This is a genomic window from Streptomyces sp. P9(2023) (assembly GCF_032436795.1).
Lineage (GTDB): Bacteria > Actinomycetota > Actinomycetes > Streptomycetales > Streptomycetaceae > Streptomyces.
In genome coordinates this window covers 1-406 of record NZ_JAUPWM010000183.1, presented here as the reverse complement: position 1 = coordinate 406, position 406 = coordinate 1, and the positions used below count along the sequence as shown (strand labels likewise).

Sequence of the window (406 nt, the reverse complement as noted above, 5' to 3'; positions counted from 1 at the left end):
GAAACAATGATATACATCTATGCACTTTACGTGATAAACAACAGTTTAGCGACCCTAAAAATACGGCACAAAATTTAGGCATCTCTTCTGCTTCATGGCCAATTTTCGGGGTGGTTTGGCCATCCAGCTTAGTTCTAGCACACCATGTTCTTAACTTAGATACCAATAACAAACGAATTCTTGAAGTCGGTTGTGGCATTGGATTATCAAGCCTACTTCTGAATGAGCAAATGGCAAACATCACCGCCACGGATTATCACCCTGAAGTTGAGGCATTCCTAGACAGAAACACTCAACTGAATAATCGGAAAAAAATTGCTTTCGAACGTGTCGACTGGGCAGATGCGAACAGTCAACTCGGCCTTTTTGATTTAATCATTGGTAGCGACCTTTTATATGAAGACCA

1 protein-coding gene is annotated in these 406 nt (G+C 41.1%); it reads left to right on the top strand.

The features are described 5' to 3' along the window. Positions 1-406: methyltransferase domain-containing protein (locus Q5762_RS37270; protein WP_315896745.1), on the top strand; the 406-nt coding region annotated here is incomplete at both ends.